The following is a 1105-nucleotide window of genomic DNA, read 5'->3' on the forward strand; positions in this document are numbered from 1 at the left end:
AGCAAACCCCTACAAGATTAGCCCCTTACCAAGGGGAGGTGCCGGAGGCGGAGGGGTGACAACCTTTACCTTTAACATCGTCAAAGTCAACGCCCAGGGCAAAGAAATCAGCCGCCGTCAAGGACAAGCGAAACAAATCATCACCGACCTGGGCAATGGCGTCACCCTGGAAATGGTTTATATTCCTGGAGGCACCTTTACAATGGGTTCCCCTGCTAATGGGAAATACGATGATGAAAAGCCGCAGCATCAAGTCACCATCAAGCCTTTCCTCATGGGCAAATATCCCGTCACCCAAGCCCAATGGCGGCAAGTGGCCAGTTTTCCCAAGCTGCAACGGGATCTCGACCCCAACCCGTCAGGATTTAAAGGAGAAAATCTTCCCGTTGAACGAGTTTCATGGTATGACGCAGTTGAGTGGTGTGCCCGCCTCTCCAAAAAAATCGGCAAACCCTACCGATTACCTAGTGAAGCTGAATGGGAATATGCGGCACGAGCCGGAACGACCACAGCCTTTCACATCGGCGAAACCCTGACAACTGAACTGGCCAATTATCATGGCGATTATACTTACGGCTCAGGTGCCAAGGGAATTTACCGCCAAAAAACTAATCCCGTTGGTCATTTTCAACACGCCAATGCTTTTGGCTTGTATGACATCCACGGGAATGTTTGGGAGTGGTGCGCTGACCCTTGGCACGATAGCTATAGCAATGCGCCCTCTGATGGCCGAGTTTGGGATGAAGCTAATGATTTCTACTACCAATACCAAAATGTTGATTATTTAGTCAACCTATTAAATACAAAAAATCTAAGAGTGCTGCGCGGTGGCTCGTGGGACATCGACCCTGATAACTGCCGTTGCGCCTACCGCGACAGGTTCGTCGCGGCCTACAGGTTCAACATCAACGGCTTTAGCGTCTCCTGCTTGCCCCCGGAGACTCTGTAGCCCTATTCTCTTTTTCTCTTTTGCCCTTTGCTCTTTTCTTTTTTACCCTAGTGGCGCTCCGCGCAAAAAATTTTTTTTCAGATTTCTACTCTTACACTATAACCCACCTTTTTGGCTTTGTCAACCCCCCAGGGCAGCAATTCTCATTTTGGCAAA

The 1105-nt window shown here is 49.4% G+C and carries 1 protein-coding gene; it reads left to right on the top strand.

The genetic code is table 11. The features are described from left to right. The coding region (locus AM228_RS28940) for a formylglycine-generating enzyme family protein (RefSeq protein WP_156332149.1) at positions 1-949 on the top strand (949 nt) is incomplete at its 5' end. Between the last annotated feature and the right edge of the window lie 156 nt (positions 950-1105).

Source organism: Planktothricoides sp. SR001, from assembly GCF_001276715.1.
Classification (GTDB): Bacteria; Cyanobacteriota; Cyanobacteriia; order Cyanobacteriales; family Laspinemataceae; genus Planktothricoides; species Planktothricoides raciborskii.